The organism is Pseudoalteromonas sp. S3431 (assembly GCF_000690035.1).
GTDB lineage: Bacteria > Pseudomonadota > Gammaproteobacteria > Enterobacterales > Alteromonadaceae > Pseudoalteromonas > Pseudoalteromonas fuliginea.
Window position 1 is genome coordinate 12,081 of record NZ_JJNY01000043.1, and the last position, 16,551, is coordinate 28,631.

Consider the following 16,551-nt stretch of genomic DNA (forward strand, 5'->3'; position numbering starts at 1 on the left):
TGCACGCTACCATTGCTTAAAATAGATGCCAACTTTTTACGCTCAACACTAGCCGCAACACGATGAGCGGAGTATGATATGCAGTATCCGAGTAATTTAGTCAGGTATAAAGCCGTTTTTATGATTTCTATTTCCGAAACAGCGCAAGCGCATTTTGCTAAACTATTAGCAGATCAATCACAACAAACCAATATTCGTGTTTTTGTTGTAAACCCTGGTTCATCACAAGCGGAATGTGGTGTGTCTTATTGTCCAGAAGACGCTGTTGAAGCCAGCGATATTCGTCTAAATTTCAATGGTTTTGATGCTGTTGTAGATGCAGAAAGTGCGCCATTTTTAGAAGAAGCCGAGATCGATTTTGTTACTGACAAAATGGGCACTCAATTAACGCTAAAAGCGCCGAATGCTAAAGCTCGTAAAATTGGTGATGATGCATCATTAAATGAACGCGTGCAGCACATGCTTGAAACTGAAGTAAACCCGCAACTAGCAAACCATGGCGGCCAAGTAAGTCTAGTAGAAATAACAGCTGCAGGCATTGCTATACTTCAGTTTGGTGGTGGTTGTAATGGTTGCTCTATGATCGATGTAACGCTAAAAGAAGGCATCGAGAAAGAAATGATCGCTAAATTTGAAGAAATCACCGGTGTTGCTGATATCACAGAGCACGAAGCGGGCGATCACTCTTACTATTAATTATTATAAATGCTAAAGCCACTTATCTATCGTTTAGGGAGTAACCCTAAACTTAGCTTAAAGCGCTTTTTTCGCGGCTTAGCACTATTTGTGCTAGCCGTGGTATTTATCTCCCTTGGGTATTACACTCACTACAGTTTGCAAATAATTGGCGTTGCAATTTTAGTCCCTGCACTGTTTTTTGCAGCTTGGGGTTATTGCGGGATTTTTGCTAACCGCTTTTCACAAGTCATTAAAGGCATTGGCCCAAAAAATCACGATCCCGATTTATGGAAATAAATAATCATCGCACTTAATCTAATAGTTTGTTATTTTCTTTAAGCCTTTGGTATTTAATAATCAAAGTCACGCCCCGCATTAACATAAAACAGCTCATAGCTAACCATAGTCCGTTATTTTGTAATTCGTTAAATATCCAAAACACCCCAAAAAATCCAACTGTAGCCGAAAAAAGCATACTATTACGCATATCTTTTGCACGTGTTAAACCCACAAAAACACCATCAAATAAAAAACAACTCATAGCAAGTAATGGAAGTGCAATAACCCAAGGCAAATAAAGCCTCGCCTCATTAATAACCTCTGGCACATTGGTTAAAAGCATAATAATTTGGGCACCAAAAACGGCAAAAAACAGGCTATACAACAATCCAAACAACATTCCCCAAAATACACTGATTTTTACCCATAACTCGATATTACTTACACTTTTCTGGCCTTTTGCTTGCCCTACTTTTGCCTCACTAGCATATGCAATACCATCTAAAGCAAAACTAACTAACATTAAAAAGTTAAGTAGCACAGCGTTAGCAGCGAGTGTCGTTTCGCCAATACGTGCACCATAAAATGTCATAAAGCTAAAACATAATTGCAGTATTAAAGAGCGAATAAAAATATCGCGATTCAAACTCAATAATTCAGCCATTTTGCTAATACTCAACCAATTCGGTACATTTAGCTCAATATCTTGTTTTTTAGCTAGTTTAACCACTAAAAAAAGTGCAAAAATTAGTGCGGTATAGTCAGCAATAAGTGACGCCCATGCAGCACCAGCAACCGCCCAATCAAGGTAAACAACAAAGTAAATATCGAGTACTATATTGACTATGTTTGTTACTAATAATAAATAAAATGGCCCTCGCCCGTAATGTACACCAAGCATCCAACCCAGTAACACTAAATTACACAATGCTGCTGGAGCACTAAAAATGCGGATACTAAAATACTGATATGCTTGTGTGAGTACATCGCTATTAGCAGCAGATAAAAATGCAATAGCATGTTTTATCAAAGGAGATAAAGCGATAAGTATTACAGCAACAAGACTTGCAAGTAATAAGCTACGTTTAAGTAAGGCGGCTAATTGAGTTAAATCATTTTCTCCGTAAGCCTGAGCGACCATGCCAGTCGTACTCATTCTTAAAAATCCCGCTAGCCAAAATAAAATAGAAATAACAGCAGAACCAAGCGCAATACCCGCTAAATAGTGAGCGCTCCCTAAGTGCCCAATGACAGCAGTATCAACAATTCCTAACAGTGGTACTGTGATATTTGATAGAATCATCGGACCGGCTAACAACAACAAGCTTTTATGGTGTGCTTTATTATGTATAAGAAATTGTTTCATTTAGTATTATTTTCTCTCATTAGTGTATCTCTACGCGTTCAAGCTGCTGTTATTTTACAATACCATCATGTTAGTGAAAGCCTTCCTGCCGTAACGAGTGTTAGCGCGAATACATTCACTAAACATTTAAGCTATTTGAAAGAGCATAACTTTAACGTTATTCCTCTTAATGAACTAATAAATGCACTTCAGCAAGGTAAAACATTACCTGAGAAAACCATCGCAATCACTTTTGATGACGGTTACAACAACAATTACGACGAAGCAGCGCCAATTTTAGAGAAATTTAATTATCCATATACTATTTTTGTAAATCCAAAATTAATTGATGAAGGCCAAAGTTATGTAATGGGCTGGGATAAACTCAAAGAGCTTAGCAAAAAGGGCGCGCTTATAAGCAACCACAGTGCTCAACATGATTATTTGCATATTAAACTTGATAACGAAACGGATGCCCAGTGGAAAATACGTATCAAACAAGATATTTTGTATTCACAACAACGTATAAAAGAAGAGGTTGGCCAAGACTACAAATATTTAGCCTACCCGTATGGTGAATTTAATAACGAATTACAAGCTCTTGTGACTGTTCTTGGCTTTATAGGTATTGGTCAACACTCTGGGGCGGTGAATAAAAACTCAAACTTCAGTCGCTTGCCGCGTTTCCCAGCTTCTGGGTTTTACAGTAAACTAGATACGTTAATCACAAAACTAAATTCTCATGCTTTTAATATTACAAAGTTAACGTATCAAGATAGCGTGACAACACAAAACCCACCAACACTAACCATAGAGTTTGAAATGGGAGATTTTCATAAAACACAGTTTGCCTGCTATGTCTCAAATATTGGCCAAGCAAGCTTAAATTGGATAAGTAAAAATACGGTTGAAGTCACTTCTCCAAAAGAGCTAAATAATGGCCGTTCTCGCTTTAATTGCACTGCGCCTTCGATTAAAAACCCGAGTGACTATTATTGGTTCTCACAGCCGTGGGTTATTGAAAATAATTAAACTTTAATAGCCTGATTCAATAGCCGCTCAGTTACCTTATCCAACGCAACAACTTCGTTTGCTGCGTTTAACTCCACAGCAGCTTTTGGCATTCCCCAAACCACAGACGAAAATTCGTCCTGAGCTAGTGTGTACGCGCCACCTTCCCTTAAAGCGAGCAATCCTTTTGCGCCATCACTCCCCATTCCGGTTAACAACGCTGCCACAACATTCTTAGCGTTAATTTCTACTAATGAATTAAACAATACATCCACTGCTGGTTTATGCCGATTTACAGGCTCATTATCATCAAGTTCACAATATAAGTGTCCCCCATATTTTTTAATGGTTAAATGCAAACCACCAGGAGCAATATAAGCGCAACCTGCGACTAGCTTATCACCCTGCTCTGCTTCTTTAACACTAATGATACATGTACGATCCATCCTTAAAGCGAACGAAGTACTAAATACAGGGGGAATATGTTGAGTAATAACAATCGGCGGGCAATTAATAGGCATTTTTATTAATACTTCTTTAATCGCTTCAGTACCCCCGGTTGATGCGCCTATAGCAATAACTTTATTTAATAAAAACTGAGCATTGATAGGTAAAGGATCACTCGATGGTAACGCTTTTTTATAACTTCTAACTCTTGCACCAGCGGCTACTCGTACCTTTTGCTGAACTAAATACGCATATTGGCTTATTTTATCTTTTATATTAGCCGTTGGTTTAGCTATAAAATCAATCGCACCGAGCTCTAGTGCCTCTAATGTAATTGGTGAACCTTTTTGTGTTAATGTAGAAATCATCACTACAGGCATTGGCCTTAGGCGCATTAGATTTTTTAAAAAGCTAATACCGTCCATTTTTGGCATCTCTACATCCAATGTAAGTACATCAGGGTTAAGTTGTTTAATCATTTCTCGTGCTTTATATGGATCTTCAGCACTACCTACCACTGTAATATCTTCAGCTTGCTGTAAAACGTCAGTGAGTAATCGCCTAATTAAAGGAGAGTCATCTATTATGAGTACTTTAATCATAAACACACCTAAAACAGTTCAATATCCGTAACTACATCTTGTTTTTTAAGGCTTTGTAAATAACGAACTTCACGCTTCTCAATAGTATTGTTATGTAGGTTTTTCAACTTTTTCATATGAACTTTACCAGTGTGGGGATGAAAAAATATTTTCCTTGGCCAAGGGCCTCCCATATCATGCGCCACTAAATTAAGGGCTTCCTCTTGAACATAAGCGGTAGCAAAACTAATATTACCCAAACCGATATCAGTCATCGCGCTAATAATTTTCCCCCCACCAAACAGCTTAATTTTTAAGTTTCGACGTGAAGCTCCATTTTTTAGCACTTCGTTTATTAAATATTCCATAGCCCAGTTACCGTAACGACAACTTAAGCTATGTGCATTATTAAGCTCCACTCCTTTTTGAATTGGCAGCATAAAATGGTTCATCCCGCCAATTCCTAGTACTTCGTCATAAACGCAAGCCGCAATACACGAACCGAGTACTGTTGAGATAAGTTCATTGTTTTTTGACACATAGAACTCACCAGGGAGCACTTTGGCAACAACGCTCTGCCGACCTGAATCCCAATACCGCTTAATATGCTCAAAGCTAGGTAATACTGTTCTAAATTCCGCGTGCATTACTGCCCTTTTGATACATCGTTTTACCTAAGTTTTTATATTGAGAATGCTCTTTACCCATACTTTCTGAGTGACCTAAGAACAAATGCCCTTGCTCACTCAATATATTAGCGTAGCGTTCAAAAAGCTGATCTTTCGTTTCTTTATCAAAGTAAATAACTACATTACGACATAAAATAAGATCAAAAGGACCCTTCATTGGCCACTCTTGTAATAAGTTTAAACGTTTAAACGCTATACATTCCTGCAATTTTGGCTTTACTTTATATGCCTCACCATCCTTACTTTTTAAAAACCAACGCTTGAGCTGCTGCTCACTGAGTCCATTAACATTTGCAGCGGTATACATGCCACTTTGCGCTTTTGCTAACACGTTTGAATCTAAATCTGTGGCTAAGATCTTCACATCCCAATCACTCGGAAATGCAGCATTTAATGTCATTGCTAAACTGTAAGGCTCCTCCCCAGTTGAGCAACCAGCAGACCAAAATCTCACGCGTTTGCTGTGCTTATTTGTTTTTAAAAGGACAGGGATAAGTTCAGATTTAATAAATTCAAAATGATGAATTTCACGGAAAAAAGATGTTAAGTTCGTTGTTATAGCATTAATAAAGGCATCGAACTCTTGATCTTTATTCTTTTTCAAGAAAGCTAAATATGATTTAAAATCAACAAGGTTTCGCTCTCTAATACGTCTTGCTAAACGCGAATAAACCATTTCTCGTTTATGTTCACCTAATACAATTCCGCATGCGTTATAAACAAGATCGGCAATCTCTTTGAAATCTCGGTCGGTAAATAAAAACTCTTTCATTATTCACTCTCAATCAAGCCAACAAGCAATGCCTCAATGTAATTACATAACAACGAGGCCGAGAAGGTGAGTTGTTAAAACTCTTCCCATTCATCTGCCGAGTCAACAAAATTATCTCCTCGCGTTTTACTGCGAATATAATTATTCTGCGGCCTTTGAGATAGCGTTGGCGTTCGCATCGTAGGTGAAATCATCGCTATATCTTGCTGACCTAAAGAGAAAAAGTTGAGTAACCGGCGCATTTCATTTGCCTGCTCAGCCATAGACTCGCCAGCGGCAGAGGCTTGCTCTACTAAAGCAGCATTTTGTTGAGTCATTTCATCCATTTGTGAAATAGCTTTATTTACCTGTTCAATACCGGCGCTTTGCTCTTCGGATGCTTCTGTAATATCAGAAATCATTTGTGTGACTCGTTGTACTGAAACAACAATTTCTTTCAGTGTAGCGCCTGATTCATTAACTAATTGAGAACCATCAGCGACCTTACCTACACTGTCTCTTATTAATTCTTTAATTTCTTTAGCTGCGCCTGCTGAGCGCTGAGCTAAGTTACGAACTTCCCCTGCAACAACCGCAAAGCCTCGCCCTTGTTCACCAGCTCTAGCAGCCTCTACAGCAGCATTAAGCGCCAATAAATTGGTCTGAAATGCTATTTCGTCAATAACCCCAATAATGTCAGCAATTTTTTTGCTTGATTCATTAATCGCCGACATACTCGTGACAGCTCTGTTAACGACTTCGCCACCCTGTATTGCTTTTTCACAGGTTTCTTCTGCCAAATCATTTGCTACTTTTGCGTTATCAGCATTTTGGCGAACGGTACTGGTCATCTCTTCCATGCTTGATGCTGTTTCTTCAAGTGACGAGGCTTGCTCTTCTGTTCGCTGACTCAAATCAGCATTGCCTTGAGATATCTCTTCAGCGCCACTTGCAACTAACGTAGCCGATGAATTTATCCGATTTATAACTTCGGTGAGCTTATCTGCTGTCGTATTTGCATCACGTTTGAGTTTATCAAATGAGCCTTTATATTCTTTCTCGATTCGTTTTGACAAATCACCATTTGCCATAGCATCAAGCATATCTCCAGTATCGGCGACAGCATCATCAACAATTTTAACTAAACTATTTAGCCCTTGAGCTAAACGTAAGAAAAATCCTTCTTTTCCATTTTCAATAACTCTTGTATCTAAATCGCCTTTACCTGCTGCACTAATGAGCGCCGCAATTTCTTTTTCTATAGCAACTTCAGCAGTCCTATCTTCCCATTCCACAATTGTGCCTAACTTTTTACCTTCTTGACTAATCCAAGGTGAAGCTATTAAGGTAAAAGTAACACCTGCTAAAAGTAATTCAGCTTTATGTGGTTTATCCAAATTTTTTAGTAACTCACGTTGGTGCGCAGGGTGCTTATGAAAGTCATCAACGCAGGTACCTATAAGATTATCTACAGAAAAGTTTGGTAATACTGTTTGCAGTTCTTTTTCTCGTATTTTAAGCATTTTTTGAACGCAATCGTTCACAAAAATAATATTAAGCTCTTCATCGGCAATCATTACATTTGCCTGGCAAACTTTTAGGGCATTAGCTAAATCGGCTGCCTTTCTAGAAGCTTTTTCAAGCTCTTTTTGCGCTGTAATATTTGTAGCGTACTTAATAACCTTAAAAGGCTTACCATTCATATCATAGATTGGGTTATAAGAGGCTTGTATCCAAATTTCTTGGCCTTGCTTTCCTATTCGTAAATACTCACCTGAATCAAACTCGCCTCGACCAAGTTTAGTCCAAAACTCTTTGTATTCATTGCTATTTGCATATTCCGGTGCGACAAATAATCTATGATGCTGACCTTTAATTTCATCAAGCTGATAACCAAGAGCATTTAAAAAATTATCATTAGCGCTAATAATACTGCCATCTAAACTAAATTCGATAACCGCTTGGGATTTACTAATTGCACTAATTTGTCCGGCAACATTTGCCGATACCAACTTTTGATCTGTGATATCTGTAGCAAGTTTAACGACTTTGAGTACTTGGCCCTCAGAGTTAATAATTGGATTGTAAGTAGCCTGAATCCAAACCTCTTTACCACTTTTAGCAAAACGCTTAAATTCATCGGAAATAAACTCGCCATTACGAAGACGCTGCCAAAAATTTTTGTAGTCATTACTTTTAGCATCATCATAATCTACAAATAAAGAATGGTGTTGTCCTTGTACGTCTTCTAATTGGTATTCCATTACGCTAAGAAAGTTAGCATTTGCGGTAATTATTATCCCGCTTGGCTCAAACTCAATCACAGCTAATGACTTGTTTAATGCGCTTACAATTAAATCATTACTTGATTCTGACTGTTTTGGATTACTAAACCATCCCATGCCCATCACCACCTTTAAGTTTATTTTTTATTACTTTATTTAGTTATTTTATAAACTAAATATTCATTGTTTTTTGTAAGTCGATCAACGCCACCATTTTATCGCCCACATTGACCAACCCAGCAACGTACTCACAATTATTTGATTCAGATAAACTAGGAACAGCTTTAGCATCTTGCTCTACAATACTGTAAACATCAGAGACTGCATCTACTGCAATACCTATAATTTTACTGCCCTGTTCAAACTCTATTTTTATAACAATAACCACTGTCAATGGTCCATAATCAGTACTTGGTAAGCCAAACCGTAAACGTAAATCAATAATTGGCACAATTGTACCCCGCAAGTTAATTACGCCTTTTACAAACTCAGGTGCGTTAGGTAGTACTGTAATTTCCTCCCAGCTACGAATTTCTTGTACTGTTAGAATATCAACGCCGTACTCTTCATCAGCCATAATAAAAGTTAAAAATTGCTTCACTCCTTGCTGCTGCTGCAGGTTTAATTGGTTACTGAGCTGGCTTTGCGCTGAGTTCATAACGCCTCCAAAGTGGCTTGCGTTTCAATGGTTAGTTCTTGACTGCCTGGTTTTTTTAAACCTGAGAGCTTTATTAAGCCACTAATATCCACAATCAGCGATACGCGCCCATCTCCTAAAATAGTGGCACCCGATACGCCATCAACTTTGTGATAGTTAGCTTCTAAACTTTTAATCACAACCTGTTGCTGAGACAATAAATCATCAACTAAAAGTCCTACTTTTTGGTTATCAGTTTCAACTACTACGAGTAATGTTTTATCTAAAGACTCAATCGCATTTTGATGATTAAAAATAGCGTATAGACGTAAAATAGGAATATATTCATCTCGAAGTCTGAGTACATCAAGGTCTTTACCCACTCGACTTACTTTTGTGATATCAATTTGTAATGACTCAACAATCGAAATGAGCGGTATAATATAGGTATGTTGAGCGACTTTAACGAGCTGACCATCTAAAATAGCTAGCGTAAGCGGTAATCGAATTGTGAATGTTGAACCAATACCAGGGGCCGATGTTACTTCAACTGAACCATTTAAAGATTGAATGTTACGCTTAACAACATCCATGCCTACACCTCGACCCGATAGCTCACTCACTTCATCCATAGTAGAGAAGCCAGGCATAAAAATTAGTTCATTGATTTCATTGTCCGTTAAATTACTATCGGCTGTAATTAACTCATTTGCGATTGCTTTTTCTTTAATTTTTTTGGTATTAAGGCCTTGACCATCATCCATTATCTCAATAACAATATTACCGCCTTGATGAAATGCATTTAACGTGACAATTCCCACTGGATTTTTTCCTGCAAGCACTCTTTGATCTACGGTTTCTAACCCATGATCAAGCGAGTTTCTAAGCAAGTGCACCATAGGATCTGAAATTTTTTCCATTACGGTTTTATCAAGTTCGGTTTGCTCACCAATCAACTTAAGCTCGACTTTCTTATTTAGCTTTTGTGCTATGTCGCGTACCAATCGAGGAAAGCGACTAAATACAAAATTAATTGGTAACATACGAATACGCATTACGTTTTCTTGTAAGTCACGTGTATTGTGTGCAAGTTGCGCTAAACCCTCTTTCAACGACGTAATCGTAGTTGATGTTATTTCCTGTTCACTTAGCTGATTCAGCATAGCTTGAGTAATTACCAGTTCACCAACCATGTTTATTAATGAGTCAACCTTATCAATGCCAACACGGATTGAGGTTGACTCTGGCGCACTAGCGACTTTTTTATCTTTATTGCTACTTGGTTTTGATTTGGCGGGTAAGGTTGTTATTTTTTCTAATTTTTCAGGTTGTTCTGAGAGAACTAAATCATGGTTATGATCTGAAATACTAGCTGGTTGTTCATCATCAAATGAGCTTACACATAATTCAACTGTAATCTCTGCATCATCTTCTACCCATTCAAAGACTTCTTTTATCGCCTTTTCGTCATGGCTTGTATTTAAAAAAAAGCGCCAGTGTAAAAAACATTCATCATAACTTAACTCCGTAATATCAGGCACTGAATCATAAAAAACGGTTGTTTTTAATTCACCTAACTCAGCAAGTTCACTGATCATGTACAGCGGCTCATTTCCTGTTTTAAATAAGTGATGATGAGGCTTAAAGTTAATTTGATATGTGTTGCTAGTCGATAGCACAGCTTCGTTTTGTGGCTTACTCTCCAATACGTTGTCTTTTTTCTCTAACACATGTTCAAATTGCATCCGCAAAGCATTAGCTTCAGTTAAATCAGTCGCTTGATCTGCTTGAAGCGCGGCAAGTAAACCTCGCAAGCAATCAACTGCTTTGAGTAATAAATTAACGTGTTCAGTGCTAAGTTCTCGCTCTCCTTGGCGGATCTGGTCTAATAGTGTTTCAAGTACATGGGTAAAATCAGCAACAGAACTAAAACCAAAAGTACCACTTCCCCCTTTAATTGAGTGAGCAGCTCTAAAAATAGTGTTGATAGTTTCTAAGTCTTCCTCACCTGGCACTAAGTTTAAAAGCTCAGCCTCCATAGTATCTAGGCCTTCAAAACTCTCTTCAAAGAAAACTTCAAAAAATTGACTCAAATCTATACTCACACAATACTCCTTCGCTAGCGAATAACCTTTTTAATAACGGCTAATAGCTGTTCTGGGTTAAACGGTTTAACTATCCAACCTGTTGCGCCAGCGGCTTTACCTTCTACTTTTTTTTCTAAGCCCGACTCTGTAGTGAGCATAAGTAATGGTGTAAATTTATAATTAGGTAAGCCTCGCAGCTCTCTAATCAACGTAATACCATCCATTATTGGCATGTTTACATCCGAAATTACGACATCAAAATCTTGTTGTTTAGCGATAGCTAACGCTTCACTTCCATCTTTTGCTTCAATTACATCAAACCCTGCTGTTTTTAGAGTAAAACTTACCATTTGACGCATTGATGCTGAGTCATCAACCGCTAAAATTTTTTTCATATGAATTCCTAACCTTTACTTTCAAGTATTAAGTAATGACTTAAACCGAGTTGCTCAATTGAATGTGTTAATGCTTCACTCGCCCCTACCCAAATTATTTTATGCTTAATGATAAGCAGATGTTTTTGCAAAGCACATAAAAGTTGAATTGAGGCAGTATCGGCAGACATTACATCGCTAATATCAAGACAAATATCATTATTACTATTGAGTTCTTTTAGTAAATCTTGATGCAGTGTTTCAGCTTGCATAATGACAAGTTCACGTGGAAGTTTTAACATTTAGTAAGTGCATTCCTTGTCAATTTATTTCATAATAAAAGCTTAGACCTAGTTATTAAAAATGCCATAAAAGGGCCTAAAAAAATTAAATTAATTTTTGTAACAGGAATGAAAAACAAAAAAAAGGAGCATAAAGCTCCTTTAAAATACATGAAAAGTTAAAAACTAGTTTTTATAGTAATCGGCTATTTTTTTAAACTCTTCAGTTAAAGTCGTCGCATTAATTAATGGCACACTACCTTGTTTAAATTCGGGTTTAAAAATAGCTCTTACGGCTCCATTTTGATCAACCATAGCGACCGAAGCACTATGATCAACTGCATATTCTGATTCACTACTATCGCTAATGGCGTAAATTAAGCCAAGCTCTCGAACAACAGGAAAAAGGTGTTTATGTTCCCCTGATACAGCTAAAAAATCAGGGTTAAAGTAATCTATATATTGCTTTCGTTTAGCTGGTGTATCGCGTTTTGGATCAACCGATAAAAACCAAACTTGTAGCGGATAATCTGCCTGTAAGTTTTTATAAACAGCATTTAACTTAGCTAGTGTTAATGGACAAATATCTGGGCAGCTTGTGTAGCCTAAAAATACTAAATTCCACTGTCCTAAAAATTGTTGCTTAGTCACTAATTCGCCGCGCTGATCGTTTAACGTAAAATCAGACAGTGGCTTTGCATTTTCGTAAACTAATGCATCTACATCTGGTGGACTATTTTCATTTGAACATGCTGATAAAAACAAAACTAAAACAACAATTAATCCAAGCCATAACTGCTTCATAAAGGGAGCCATTTATCTATAAATAAGATTACAAAGAGTACCATTAAATGAATAATCGAAAAACGAAATAAGTCCATTGCAGTCTCATCATTTCCAGCAATTTTTAATTTGACCGCCTTATATATAAACACTGCATTTAATACACATGCGCCTATTAAATAAATTACTCCAGACATACCGATTAAATAAGGCAATACGCAAACAACAGCGAGTAAAACAGAATAAGCAACAACGCAGGTTTTACAAAAATCGATACCATGGGTTACTGGTAACATAGGGATTTTAGCGCGTTCATAATCACTTTTTCGTGCTATAGCCAGCGCCCAAAAGTGTGGCGGAGTCCAGGTAAATATTATCATTACAAGTAACCAAGGGGCTGCTGCCATTTGGTTTGTTTCTGACACCCAACCTAATAATGGAGGCATTGCGCCAGCCAACCCACCTATAACAATATTTTGCGGTGTAGCACGCTTTAAAAATGATGTATAAACAAATGCATAACCTACCAATGCAAATAACGTTAATATAGCGGTTAAGGTATTAGCCCACACCATTAGCATAATAAAACCCGCAACCCCAATAACAGCTGCAAAACTAAGCGCATGTGTTTTACTTAAACGCCCTTTAGCCACAGGACGATGACGAGTCCTTGCCATTTTTGAGTCTATCTCACTATCAACCACGTGATTAATAACCGCTGCAGCAGCAGAAAGTAGCCCTATACCTAACAAGCTAATAAACTGTACAGCCATACCACGTCCTACATCGGGAGCCAGCGCTAAACCAACCCAAGCTGTTAGTACCAGCATGGCTACCACTTTAAATTTACTAATTGCTAAGTAGTCTTGCAGCAAACTATGAGTACGCGAAATTAGCGATTGAGTATTAACGGGTAGCAGTATTTTTTTATCAATTATAAGTGCCATTATATTTCCCCTTTATGTGCGTGATTTTAGGTAATAACACAACCTAACCATGCTTAATAACAGTATGGCAGCCATCAAATTATGCGCCAGTGCAACTCCCAACGGAATATACAAATGTACTAAAATAAGCCCTAAGCTAATTTGGCAAAGCAGGACAAGTAATACGCTCACAACGCAATTTTTAATTTTTTTAGAGTACGCTTGGCTGTATATTTTCCACATAATTAGCGCCAGAACGATGCAAGTAACCAGTGCCCAAATACGATGTAATAAATGAATAGACATACGCGCTTGCTGCGATAACACACCAAACTCATAATTACTGTGCTCAAGTGGTAATTGAAATACGCTACTTAATGAAAACGGTTGTGCGTAATTACACAATGGCAAACCACTACAATGTGGAGCGGCGTAATTTGCAGCCAGCCAACCACCAAGTGCAATTTGGATAATTAATACACTGAGCGCTACTAAACTTAAACCGAAATAGCGTTTTGCGCCGCTATCGCCACCCATAATGGGTTTTGCGGTTAGCCGTAAATATAAAAGCGTTATAAGTGACAAAATACTAAAGCCACCTAATAAGTGGCCCATTACAATAAGCGGCTGAAGGTTCATGGTTACTGTCCACATACCAAGGGCAGCCTGAAACATCACGAGTAGAAGTAAAGCCAAAGGCAATTTAACTGGCGTAGTTGGATATTGGCGCTTTAAAAAAGCCAACACAAATAAACCTAAAATAAGTAAACCTAAAGCACCTGCAAAGTAGCGATGAATCATTTCTTTCCACGCTTTTGCGGTTTCGAACATCATATCGGGGTAGCTTTGAGTTGCTAAGGCTATGTCAGCCTCATGCTTAGGTACCGTTAAAAAGCCATAACAACCAGGCCAATCGGGGCACCCTAAACCTGCATCACTTAAGCGGGTATACGCACCTAAAGCAACTACAATCAAAGCGAGCAATCCTGTTATTAATACTAAGTTTTTATAATTTTTATACATCAGATACTCCAACTTAAGCTCAACTTAATTAGCTAGAACGAGAATAGTTAAGTAATTTTTTTAGATCTTTTAATAACCCTTTTTGTACTAAACGGTTTTCTTGTGGCTCGGCCTTAAAGGGATATTCAAGTACCACTAACCCCATATGATCAATTAAATATAAACTTGCAGGATTTAAGCTCTGTTGCTCGGTAATAATTTTCCATGGTAGATTTTTATTGTCAGGGCTTCCCATTACAGCCATATCAACCTTGCCTTGGTTTTTACCAAGTGCCACATATAAATTATTAAGTGCATTGAGCTGTTCGCTGCATGGGGTGTTACATTCGTTTGAATAATTAAGTGCGATAGTCCATTGTTTGGGATTATTTTGCGGCCAATTTTTAAGTTTTATTTCTTGGCTTAAAAACTCGCCATTATTAGTAATTGCAGTAGGCAACCAATCAAACTTTAATGCGCCATATGCCAAAACCAATGGGATTGCGCAGCAACCTACAAACAACAAAAGGGGATTATTTTTCATTATGTGTCCTTTTTTTACTCGCAAAAATAGCCACAACAGCACATGCAACAGCAATTAAAAACCATTGCACAGCGTAGGCATTATGCTTTTGAGGGCTCATAACAACGGCCTCATAATGAGGTGTTGCAATCTCATCACCAGTACCTTGTCTGTAAGCCATAAAATTAATTAATGATTGCTGGCTTTGAGTGCTCAGCATATTCAAGTCGATAGATTGGATTCTTGGAGGTAAGTCGTTATTTGTAGTTTCATCTTCAAGCGTAAAGTTACTTAAGTTATTTTCTTTTATTTGCGCTTTAAGAATAAAAATACCTGTAGGCAGAGTAACCTTTGGCAGTGCATCTCTAGATATAGGCGCTTTTACCCATCCTAAATTAACTAAAATCACTTTTTCTTCGGTGTCTGGCTTTAGTAAAGCAAGTAAGTCGTACCCTACTTGCCCGTTATAAACTTGATTATCTAAAAGCCAATATTGGTTTTGCACAAACCGCCCTTTTAACTCAACCAATACACCAGTTTTGTTCCAGCTATCAGGCAGGTTAAGTAATTGAGACCAGCTCATCACACCACGAGTCTGTTGCTTAGCAATGGCGGTTAGTTGTTGCTGCTTTTGCTCACCTCGCTCCAACTGCCAAAACCCTAATCGCACACACACAAGTACAACAACCACAACCATACAAAGTGTGATTAGTGAGCTAAGCTTTTGTTTGTGCCATAAAACTAACTGCATAAAGGGTCAACTCAGTGATTATTAAAATTATTATCGTACTGTTGTTAATATTTATACTTTTTAACTTATTTAGAGCATTGTTTATTATGGTGTCAGGGAAAACTGAGGGACGACCTATGTCTCACTTTTTAGGTCGTCGCGTATTGTTTTCGGTCGTTGTTTTAGTTGTTGTTATTGCAGCGCTTAAACTTGGTTTTATTAAAGCAAATAATTCGCCAATAAACGCTACAGCACATATACAAATACAAACAAACACAGCCACACCACATCTACAAAGTGCCAATACCAAGCAGCTGCTTGAAAAGCAAAGTGCTTATCTTTAGTAAAGTGCCCTTTTAATATCCGTAAAAATATTACAAATAAAAGTACGGTTCCTAGCGTTACATGCATGCCATGAAAACCAGTCAATAAAAAGAACGTATTACCGTAAATGCCCGCATCTAGCGTTAGATTAAGGTCATTATATGCATGCATGTACTCCTCAACTTGCAGCCCTAAAAAGCAAACGCCCAATAAAATAGTAGCGCCTAAAAAAACCTTAAGTGGAGTGCGTTTATTGTTTTCCATCGCTACGTGGGCAAAATGTAAAGTAACTGAGGAAGTAAGCAGTATTAAGGTATTTATAAGTGGTAAGCCTTGCCAGCCCATAGCTTGAGTAGTTTCGCCAGCAGGTGTTGAAACTAGCGGCCAAACGGCTTCAAAAGTAGGCCATAATACCTCGTTAGTCATTGCATTATTGCCTGCGCCTCCAAGCCAAGGTACCGACAATACCCGTGCATAAAAAAGCGCACCAAAAAAGGCCATAAAAAACATAACTTCAGAAAAAATAAACCAGCTCATACCTTGTCTAAAAGAGCGATCCATTTGTGCTGAGTACAAACCTTGGTCCGACTCACTAATTACATTTTTAAACCAGCTAAACAACATATACACAAGTACAGCAATACCGGCATAAAGCAGATAAACCCCGCTACCACCTTCTTTACCTACACTCATAACTGTTAAGCCTGCCCCTACTGCAATAAAAAACAATGCAACAGCACCTACAATAGGCCACGGGCTTTGCTCAGGTACATAATAATGCTCATATTCTTGATTCATTTTATTTACTCCTAGTTTCA

19 protein-coding genes are annotated in these 16,551 nt (G+C 37.9%); 4 read left to right on the forward strand and 15 right to left on the reverse strand.

Annotation, left to right across the window (positions count from 1 at the left end; translation table 11 throughout):
- Positions 1–120 precede the first annotated feature (120 nt).
- Both nfuA and DO88_RS08500 read left to right on the forward strand, forming a co-directional pair.
- Positions 121–696 carry a Fe-S biogenesis protein NfuA gene (gene nfuA, locus DO88_RS08505; RefSeq protein WP_002959571.1) on the forward strand — a complete coding sequence of 192 codons (576 nt, stop codon included), beginning with the start codon at positions 121–123 and terminating at the stop codon, positions 694–696.
- A 9-nt stretch (positions 697–705) separates the two neighbouring features.
- Positions 706–975: a hypothetical protein gene (locus DO88_RS08500; RefSeq protein ID WP_007376414.1), complete on the forward strand. Its 270-nt coding sequence runs from the start codon at positions 706–708 to the stop codon at positions 973–975.
- A 13-nt stretch (positions 976–988) separates the two neighbouring features.
- On the opposite strand, the gene dinF is transcribed toward DO88_RS08500, so the two are convergent.
- Positions 989–2,323, reverse strand: a complete 1,335-nt coding sequence (gene dinF, locus DO88_RS08495) for an MATE family efflux transporter DinF (protein WP_084166028.1) — start codon at positions 2,321–2,323, stop codon at positions 989–991.
- Between dinF and DO88_RS08490 the strand changes: the two genes are divergently transcribed.
- Entirely contained in the window at positions 2,303–3,334 is a 1,032-nt protein-coding gene (locus DO88_RS08490) for a polysaccharide deacetylase family protein (RefSeq protein WP_033039597.1), read from the forward strand. The genes dinF and DO88_RS08490 overlap by 21 nt on opposite strands.
- Here DO88_RS08490 and DO88_RS08485 read toward each other — a convergent pair.
- The 13 genes from DO88_RS08485 to DO88_RS08425 form a co-directional block, all read right to left on the reverse strand.
- Positions 3,331–4,362, reverse strand: a complete 1,032-nt coding sequence (locus DO88_RS08485) for a protein-glutamate methylesterase/protein-glutamine glutaminase (RefSeq protein ID WP_033030244.1) — start codon at positions 4,360–4,362, stop codon at positions 3,331–3,333. The genes DO88_RS08490 and DO88_RS08485 overlap by 4 nt on opposite strands.
- 8 nt (positions 4,363–4,370) lie before the next feature.
- Positions 4,371–4,988 (reverse strand): chemoreceptor glutamine deamidase CheD, encoded by a 618-nt coding sequence (cheD, locus tag DO88_RS08480; protein WP_007376410.1) that lies wholly within the window; start codon positions 4,986–4,988, stop codon positions 4,371–4,373.
- Positions 4,972–5,802, reverse strand: coding sequence for a CheR family methyltransferase (locus DO88_RS08475; protein WP_033030247.1), 831 nt, complete (start codon positions 5,800–5,802; stop codon positions 4,972–4,974). Before DO88_RS08475 ends, cheD begins: the two co-directional genes overlap by 17 nt.
- A 74-nt stretch (positions 5,803–5,876) precedes the next feature.
- Positions 5,877–8,183, reverse strand: coding sequence for a methyl-accepting chemotaxis protein (locus DO88_RS08470; protein ID WP_033039620.1), 2,307 nt, complete (start codon positions 8,181–8,183; stop codon positions 5,877–5,879).
- 55 nt (positions 8,184–8,238) lie between these two features.
- Positions 8,239–8,724: a chemotaxis protein CheW gene (locus tag DO88_RS08465; RefSeq protein WP_033030249.1), complete on the reverse strand. Its 486-nt coding sequence runs from the start codon at positions 8,722–8,724 to the stop codon at positions 8,239–8,241.
- Complete coding sequence (locus DO88_RS08460) at positions 8,721–10,808, reverse strand: chemotaxis protein CheA (protein WP_033039601.1); 2,088 nt, start codon at positions 10,806–10,808, stop codon at positions 8,721–8,723. Before DO88_RS08460 ends, DO88_RS08465 begins: the two co-directional genes overlap by 4 nt.
- Before the next feature lie 14 nt (positions 10,809–10,822).
- Positions 10,823–11,185: a response regulator gene (locus tag DO88_RS08455; protein ID WP_007376405.1), complete on the reverse strand. Its 363-nt coding sequence runs from the start codon at positions 11,183–11,185 to the stop codon at positions 10,823–10,825.
- Positions 11,186–11,193: 8 nt separating this feature from the next.
- Positions 11,194–11,466: an STAS domain-containing protein gene (locus DO88_RS08450; protein WP_007376404.1), complete on the reverse strand. Its 273-nt coding sequence runs from the start codon at positions 11,464–11,466 to the stop codon at positions 11,194–11,196.
- Between the two features lie 165 nt (positions 11,467–11,631).
- The gene (locus DO88_RS08445) at positions 11,632–12,249 is read right to left on the reverse strand and encodes an SCO family protein (RefSeq protein ID WP_007376403.1); all 618 of its coding nucleotides are present in this window, start codon (positions 12,247–12,249) and stop codon (positions 11,632–11,634) included.
- Complete coding sequence (gene cyoE, locus DO88_RS08440) at positions 12,246–13,175, reverse strand: heme o synthase (protein WP_008138705.1); 930 nt, start codon at positions 13,173–13,175, stop codon at positions 12,246–12,248. Before cyoE ends, DO88_RS08445 begins: the two co-directional genes overlap by 4 nt.
- A 12-nt stretch (positions 13,176–13,187) precedes the next feature.
- Entirely contained in the window at positions 13,188–14,177 is a 990-nt protein-coding gene (locus DO88_RS08435; protein ID WP_033039603.1) for a COX15/CtaA family protein, read from the reverse strand.
- A gap of 28 nt (positions 14,178–14,205) precedes the next feature.
- Positions 14,206–14,700: a hypothetical protein gene (locus DO88_RS08430; protein ID WP_033030257.1), complete on the reverse strand. Its 495-nt coding sequence runs from the start codon at positions 14,698–14,700 to the stop codon at positions 14,206–14,208.
- Positions 14,690–15,430, reverse strand: a complete 741-nt coding sequence (locus DO88_RS08425; protein ID WP_033039606.1) for an SURF1 family protein — start codon at positions 15,428–15,430, stop codon at positions 14,690–14,692. The genes DO88_RS08430 and DO88_RS08425 overlap by 11 nt, the downstream gene beginning before the upstream one ends.
- Positions 15,431–15,444: 14 nt before the next feature.
- Here DO88_RS08425 and DO88_RS19215 point away from each other — a divergent pair, with 14 nt between their 5' ends.
- A complete protein-coding gene (locus DO88_RS19215) occupies positions 15,445–15,753 on the forward strand; it encodes a DUF2909 family protein (protein ID WP_081824568.1) in 309 nt (102 codons plus the stop codon).
- Here the strand turns inward: DO88_RS19215 and DO88_RS08420 are convergent.
- Positions 15,656–16,531 (reverse strand): cytochrome c oxidase subunit 3, encoded by an 876-nt coding sequence (locus DO88_RS08420; RefSeq protein ID WP_002959610.1) that lies wholly within the window; start codon positions 16,529–16,531, stop codon positions 15,656–15,658. The genes DO88_RS19215 and DO88_RS08420 overlap by 98 nt on opposite strands.
- Positions 16,532–16,551: the final 20 nt, after the last annotated feature.

What these genes read in the sequence shown, in the direction of transcription:
- DO88_RS08455 (WP_007376405.1), bottom strand. Translation starts at nt 11,185, where the DNA reads ATGAAAAAAATTTTAGCGGTTGATGACTCAGCATCAATGCGTCAAATG.
- cyoE (WP_008138705.1), bottom strand. Translation starts at nt 13,175, where the DNA reads ATGGCACTTATAATTGATAAAAAAATACTGCTACCCGTTAATACTCAA.
- DO88_RS08485 (WP_033030244.1), bottom strand. Translation starts at nt 4,362, where the DNA reads ATGATTAAAGTACTCATAATAGATGACTCTCCTTTAATTAGGCGATTA.
- DO88_RS08425 (WP_033039606.1), bottom strand. Translation starts at nt 15,430, where the DNA reads ATGCAGTTAGTTTTATGGCACAAACAAAAGCTTAGCTCACTAATCACA.
- nfuA (WP_002959571.1), top strand. Translation starts at nt 121, where the DNA reads ATGATTTCTATTTCCGAAACAGCGCAAGCGCATTTTGCTAAACTATTA.
- DO88_RS08420 (WP_002959610.1), bottom strand. Translation starts at nt 16,531, where the DNA reads ATGAATCAAGAATATGAGCATTATTATGTACCTGAGCAAAGCCCGTGG.
- DO88_RS08445 (WP_007376403.1), bottom strand. Translation starts at nt 12,249, where the DNA reads ATGAAGCAGTTATGGCTTGGATTAATTGTTGTTTTAGTTTTGTTTTTA.
- DO88_RS08450 (WP_007376404.1), bottom strand. Translation starts at nt 11,466, where the DNA reads ATGTTAAAACTTCCACGTGAACTTGTCATTATGCAAGCTGAAACACTG.
- DO88_RS08435 (WP_033039603.1), bottom strand. Translation starts at nt 14,177, where the DNA reads ATGTATAAAAATTATAAAAACTTAGTATTAATAACAGGATTGCTCGCT.
- DO88_RS08490 (WP_033039597.1), top strand. Translation starts at nt 2,303, where the DNA reads ATGTATAAGAAATTGTTTCATTTAGTATTATTTTCTCTCATTAGTGTA.
- dinF (WP_084166028.1), bottom strand. Translation starts at nt 2,323, where the DNA reads ATGAAACAATTTCTTATACATAATAAAGCACACCATAAAAGCTTGTTG.
- DO88_RS08430 (WP_033030257.1), bottom strand. Translation starts at nt 14,700, where the DNA reads ATGAAAAATAATCCCCTTTTGTTGTTTGTAGGTTGCTGCGCAATCCCA.
- DO88_RS08475 (WP_033030247.1), bottom strand. Translation starts at nt 5,802, where the DNA reads ATGAAAGAGTTTTTATTTACCGACCGAGATTTCAAAGAGATTGCCGAT.
- DO88_RS08470 (WP_033039620.1), bottom strand. Translation starts at nt 8,183, where the DNA reads ATGGGATGGTTTAGTAATCCAAAACAGTCAGAATCAAGTAATGATTTA.
- DO88_RS08465 (WP_033030249.1), bottom strand. Translation starts at nt 8,724, where the DNA reads ATGAACTCAGCGCAAAGCCAGCTCAGTAACCAATTAAACCTGCAGCAG.
- DO88_RS08500 (WP_007376414.1), top strand. Translation starts at nt 706, where the DNA reads ATGCTAAAGCCACTTATCTATCGTTTAGGGAGTAACCCTAAACTTAGC.
- cheD (WP_007376410.1), bottom strand. Translation starts at nt 4,988, where the DNA reads ATGCACGCGGAATTTAGAACAGTATTACCTAGCTTTGAGCATATTAAG.